Genomic DNA, 5505 nt, shown 5'->3' on the forward strand with positions numbered 1-5505 from the left:
ACTCAACCCAGTCGAAAACGTCTGGCAATATCTGCGGCAGAATTGGCTCTCGAACCGCGTCTTCGACGACTACGACGCCATCATCGACGCCGCTTGCGATGCTTGGCAGAAAGCTCCTCGCTGCGCCCGAAACCATCACATCAATCGGAATGCGGCAGTGGGCGCACGTCGGTCAAACTCCATGACTCTTGGTATTAATCAATTAATCTGCTGTTCAGCATCTCGAATGCTGCCGCAACGGCGCCGATACACGGCTTCACATCCGACCTCGTGTAACCGCCTACCGGGCGCGTTTCCAAATCACAGTTGACGAAAAACGCCAATTCACACTCCACGCCATCCCGCATTCGCCCTTCAATCGCAAGAACGTCACCTGAGAGAAATGTGTCGCAGTCGAAAATAGGGGCAGAGAGTACAGTGCCGTCCGATAACAGACTTGCTTTCCAGCCAACCTGTTTTGCTCCTAGAAGAGCCGCGATGCGATCTTGGACTTCGTATGCCTCTTGCGGTAAATCTAAGCCGGAGAGGCGTACCGCAAGCGCATTGGGATCGCGCCTTCTGTCGATGAGATATGAAGCGGCGTTTGAGAGTAGCTCATTCACCGTGATTGTTCCTGTTTAGGCCCCAAAGGCGTTCCAAGTCGCCCCCAGAAAGAAGCTGGACGCTTAATAATAGAACCATGGTCCGTTATTTCTGCCAAGGAGGGAAGGCCAAAAGCGCACGTTGGGACGTCAGTTATGGAGGCCCCAGATCAGAATCGACGCGGTTGCACAGGCGGATCCTCGCGGGTGCGCTCCCTTAATAATATCAATCTTGTCGGTTGCCCGCCTATCCCTTTATTCGTCGCCGCAATGGCAAGCCATACGATTGCATCTTGTTGTACAGCGTTTTGCGCGAAATACCGAGATAGCGCGCAGTCTGACCACGGCGGAAACGATGCCGCTGAAGTGCGTCGAGTATCCATTCCCGCTCATCTTCGGGATGCTTTGACGTCGCGTGGCCGTCACTGAGCGGCGGGAGATGCTCGGCTTTAATCCAATCACCTTCGCAGCGAATGGCCGCGCTTTCGAGCACGGAACGCAGCTCGCGGATGTTCTCCGGGTCATGAGAACACGATAGGCCGAGTGATCCACCGACAACTTTCGGCTGCGACGATCCTTTCTGAGTGCCTGCAGGAACTGCTCGGCAAGCAGGGGAAGGTCTTCGAGGCGATCGCGCAAATTAGGAAGGAAGACGTGTCCGCGGGCGAGGGCGCGAATCCAGCGAAGGGACGAGACATCCAGTGGAGCCGAGCTCAGAGAGCGGCCGCGTCGATGTCAGGATCAGGTGACCTTCGAACCGCCCCCTATCATTGTCGCCCAGACGGCGGTAGACACCGGTTTCAATGACCTCAATCAGCCGTTCCTGGGCGTCGACGCATAGGCATAGGACGGAAAGCAAGCACGGGTCGTCCCAGATCTTATTCACAATCAAGTATAAGGCTGGTGGCCACTGCTCACAGATTATAAGGCAAATGGCGTCCGGCCGGATCTCTTCTATGCGACCCACCAGATCCCTTTTGAACTTAGCATAGAAGTTGCCACGGACGGGGCTGCCCGGTCTCGCCCGGGCGGCGATCCCGGCACCATTGGCCAGGCGAAGCTGGACCGCCGGTTCAAGCCATGATCGCCTTGATTGACGATCAGTGCGAGGCGCATGGGGTCGAGCCGATCTGCGAGATGCTGCCAATCGTCCCGTCGACCTACCACGACCATGTCGCCAGGCGCATCGATCCCTCCCGGCTGTCCGCTTGGGCAAAGCGGAGGCTTTGAAGGATGGGGTCCGACGCGTGTTCGATGCGAGTTTCCGCTCTACGGCGTTCGTAAGATGTGGCGGCAGTCGCAACAGGGCTTCGATGTCGCCCGCTGCACCGTTGCGCGCCTTGAAGGCCATCGGCCTCGACGGCATCATCCGTGCCAAGCCGATCCGCACCACGGTGAGCGACTAAGCGGCCACCATGTCCTTCGGGCTCATGTCAATCGCCGTTTCTATGCACCGAGCCGAACATGCTCTGGCGCTGCGACTTCACCTACGGTGCGCCTCGCCCCAAATCGGGGAGGCATATGACTGGAATGCAAAGAGAAAGGAGGATGCGAAGTTTTGCCTTCCCCTGCTGTGAGGGGCATGAGCCCAAGTGGCGGTGACCTGCCGTCAACTGGCAGGGTGACGTAGCCCGAAGGTAAAGGGGATTGAGGGCGAAGCCGTTACGCCGAGATGGTCCTCAAGGCTGAAGTATTGGAAGGTTGAGGAACACGAACCGGTTAACCCGCATCTGAGGGCTGGAATGTCGCCTTCGCCTACACGGCTTAACGGCGAAATGCTGATGATGACGCCTGAGATGGAAGCCAGCGTCATCCCGACACGGACGCAAACGTAGGCTGTCCGTGACAGCTATGGGGAGAATGCAGCCAGACCATGGCATCGGCATCGACTTGCGGAAAGCAAGGGAAAAGACTGCGACCGGCAGCCTCACCAATACGCTGACGTCCAGCATATGAACGAGGGAAGGCATGATGGAATGACAACGAAGTATCGCGTCGCAAGGGAGTTGACCCTGATGTCCATCATGTTGGCGGAGTTCTCGTAGCAGTCCGCGGCAGGGAAAGCCTGCCACATGGCGAAGGGGATCAGTTCAAACTGCTTGAAGTGCAAACTATCTGACCAAGCGAAGGTGAAGACCTTTGATAATCAGCGAAATGCAGCACAAGCTCGCAACATGGGCCGAGAGCGATCCGGACCGATGGTTTGATCGGCTTCTTCGAACACCAGGCATCGACGGAATGGACAAGCAACGCCTGCAGATCAAACTGGATCAGCATCTGGACGACCTGCGGACAAGCCTGCAGGAGGAGAGCTATCGCCCCCAGCCGGTCAAGCGCGTCTATATCCCGAAATCCAACGGCAAGCTACGACCACTAGGTATTCCGACCCTGACGGACCGCATCGTTCAACGCGCCATGCTGATGGCCATGGAGCCGATCTGGGAAGAGCGATTTCCATCGTCTATCCTATGGCTTCCGGCCGGAACGAAGCGTGCATCATGCCGTCCGCACCGTAAGGATACAGCTACAATGGAGCCGATACGACGAGGGGCCGGTGGATCATCGAAGGTGATCTGGCAAGCTACTTCGACACGGTTCATCACAAGCTACCGCCAGTTGGTGGGATGGGCGGCGTTCTACAAGTTCACCGACTTCACGGCGTACGTATTCCGGCGCATCGACCATGTCGTGTTCTGGAAAATGGCGCATTGGCTGGGACACAAGTACCGATCCCGCATCAAGCCCTTGATGCGGAAATGGTTCAGGGTCCCGGAACCGGGCAAGACGAAACCTGGCTCGTGTTTGGTCGGAATGAACGCGGGGACCCCGTCGACAAAGCGCTGCAAAGGCTTGTCTCAAGCCCGAAGGCGCAATTCCGGTGGCGTAATCCGGAGGAGAATCCATACATCTTCCGGATCGAGAACCGCAGCACCGTCACGTCGAACTACCATGATGTTGCTATGGCCATGGGCCAAGCTTGAATAGAGAGCCGTATGCGCTGAAAGGTGCACGTACGGTTCGGGGAGGAGAAGCGCATCTGCGCTTCTTACTCCACTCGCGAGCTGGACCGGCTTGGTTTATGTCGACTTCTTCATAGACACCTATGCCCGCCGGATCGTCGGAATTTGTCCGCATGGAAGGATGTGATCGTCGCATTCACCTGGCATACGCGCAGACGACGCGCTTTAGCAGATCGTCGTCCCAAATATCTCTCTTTTTTACGGGCCTTGTTCGGAAGAAAATCACTGCGCTCTGATTAACGTACGGGGCGCCTGTGGTGACCAAAATTATGGCTTTTTAAAATCCCGCTACCTGTACGGAGCCCTCGTTGACACATCCGCAAAATGGCTATAAATGGAACAACGTTCGCATAACACAAGGAGGGCAGCATGCCACAGAAGGTTCTGATCGTCGTTGGCGATGCTACCGAAACGGTCGACACGCTTTACCCTTTCCTGCGAGTACAGGAGGAGGGGTTTCAAGCCGTCGTGACCGGTCCAGAACGACGTCGCTACAACATGGTCATGCACGAACATACCGCCGGATGGGACATTACGCGGGAGTGGGAGGGCTATAAGATCGATGCAGAAATTGCATTCCGCGACATTGATCCTGCAGAGTATGCCGGAATCTTCTTCAGCGGCGGTCGAGCGCCCGAGTACATCCGGGAAGATCCTGACCTCATCCGCGTCACCCAATATTTCTTTGAGAAGAACAAGCCGATTGCTAGCGTTTGCCATGGGGTCGAAATTCCGGCGAGGGCAGGCTGCGTTAAGGGACGCAGAATGAGCTGTGTTCCAAAATGTCGGTTTGACCTAGAGATCTGTGGCGGGATCTATGAAGATGCACCGTTCTGCATCGACGGCAATCTCATTAGCGCAATGTACTGGAACTACCACCACCTCTACATGAAGGCCTGGATCGGCCTGCTGGAGGCAGAGCGCGAAGCAACGCTGCAGCACGATGCAGCCTGAAGCGTCACCTTTGACAATCGCTGCGGCAATTGACTTTGGCGGTACGAAGCTCGCAGTCGGCTTTATCGATACTACGGGACGGGTCCTCGCGAGTACTCAGTTCGCCACTCCCGAGGGTGGACCAGCTGAAGTTGCCATGTCTGCGACCAATGCGCTCAGGGCACTGTCGAGGCGTGTGGGGCTCAACCTAGACTCGCTGGCCGGGATAGGCGCCACGGTGCCAGGCCTAGCCGACAGGGCAACCGGCGTACTTCGCTTCGCGCCGACGCAGGGCTGGCGCGATGTGCCCTTCGCGGCAATGCTGTCGGAGGCCGTGGGGCTTCCCGTATCGATTGAAAATGACGTGAACGTCTGTGCAATCGCAGAGCAACGCTTTGGCGTCGCGAGGAATTGTTCGAACTACTTGTGGATCACGGTCTCCACCGGCATTGGCGGTGCGCTGGTATTGAATGGACGTTTGTTCGAGGGCCCTCGCTCGCTAGCTGGTGAAATTGGCCACATGGCCGTCGCCGTTCCCGGACCACGCTGTGGCTGCGGCCATACCGGCTGTCTTCAGGCGGTGGCCTCCGGGACCGCAATTCGTGAGGCGGCTATTAAACGCGGACTTGACGTTACCGGTGCGCGCGAGGTGTTCGAATTGGCCAGCAATGGAGACACGCGAGCAGTAGAGATCGTTGACGCGGTGCATTTCCATATCGGCCTCGCGCTTTCACATGCGATCAATCTGCTCGACCTGGACATGATCGTCATAGGTGGTGGGGTGGCCGACAGCCTAGATATCACCAAGTTGGCAACGGAAGTTTTGGCGCACGTAATCACGTTGCCCGAGCACACGCCGGCGGTCGTGCGAACAACATTACGGTCGGAAGCAGCGTTGATAGGCGCCGGACTTCTGGCCTTTTCTCGAAGGGAAGATTTCAGGTAATGAAACCAACCACATATGTCAATGC

At 57.0% G+C, this 5505-nt stretch carries 4 protein-coding genes, 3 pseudogenes and 1 other annotated feature; of the genes and pseudogenes, 5 read left to right on the forward strand and 2 right to left on the reverse strand.

Going from position 1 to position 5505, the window contains the following annotated elements; all coding sequences use genetic code 11:
- A pseudogene (locus EOA33_RS22385) lies at positions 1-185 on the forward strand (IS630 family transposase); the annotation flags it as partial.
- Positions 186-194: 9 nt separating this feature from the next.
- Here the strand turns inward: EOA33_RS22385 and EOA33_RS22390 are convergent.
- Both EOA33_RS22390 and EOA33_RS40710 read right to left on the reverse strand, forming a co-directional pair.
- Positions 195-602 carry a hypothetical protein gene (locus EOA33_RS22390; protein WP_127406619.1) on the reverse strand — a complete coding sequence of 136 codons (408 nt, stop codon included), beginning with the start codon at positions 600-602 and terminating at the stop codon, positions 195-197.
- A gap of 226 nt (positions 603-828) precedes the next feature.
- A complete protein-coding gene (locus tag EOA33_RS40710; RefSeq protein WP_245482406.1) occupies positions 829-1074 on the reverse strand; it encodes a helix-turn-helix domain-containing protein in 246 nt (81 codons plus the stop codon).
- 546 nt (positions 1075-1620) lie between these two features.
- Positions 1621-1736, forward strand: a sequence feature (AL1L pseudoknot).
- Here EOA33_RS40710 and EOA33_RS40715 point away from each other — a divergent pair.
- The 4 genes and pseudogenes from EOA33_RS40715 to EOA33_RS22410 form a co-directional block, all read left to right on the forward strand.
- Positions 1632-1984: pseudogene (locus EOA33_RS40715) on the forward strand (IS3 family transposase); the annotation flags it as partial. Its footprint overlaps the feature before it by 105 nt.
- Before the next feature lie 736 nt (positions 1985-2720).
- Positions 2721-3562, forward strand: a pseudogene (locus tag EOA33_RS22400) (reverse transcriptase domain-containing protein).
- A 408-nt stretch (positions 3563-3970) separates the two neighbouring features.
- Positions 3971-4555, forward strand: a complete 585-nt coding sequence (locus EOA33_RS22405) for a DJ-1/PfpI family protein (protein WP_127406620.1) — start codon at positions 3971-3973, stop codon at positions 4553-4555.
- Positions 4545-5480, forward strand: coding sequence for an ROK family protein (locus EOA33_RS22410; protein ID WP_127406621.1), 936 nt, complete (start codon positions 4545-4547; stop codon positions 5478-5480). Before EOA33_RS22405 ends, EOA33_RS22410 begins: the two co-directional genes overlap by 11 nt.
- The last annotated feature ends 25 nt before the right edge of the window (positions 5481-5505 follow it).

The sequence above is a fragment of the Mesorhizobium sp. M4A.F.Ca.ET.050.02.1.1 genome (assembly GCF_003997725.1).
Taxonomy (GTDB): Bacteria; Pseudomonadota; Alphaproteobacteria; order Rhizobiales; family Rhizobiaceae; genus Mesorhizobium.

What these genes read in the sequence shown, in the direction of transcription:
- EOA33_RS22405 (WP_127406620.1), top strand. Translation starts at nt 3,971, where the DNA reads ATGCCACAGAAGGTTCTGATCGTCGTTGGCGATGCTACCGAAACGGTC.
- EOA33_RS22410 (WP_127406621.1), top strand. Translation starts at nt 4,545, where the DNA reads ATGCAGCCTGAAGCGTCACCTTTGACAATCGCTGCGGCAATTGACTTT.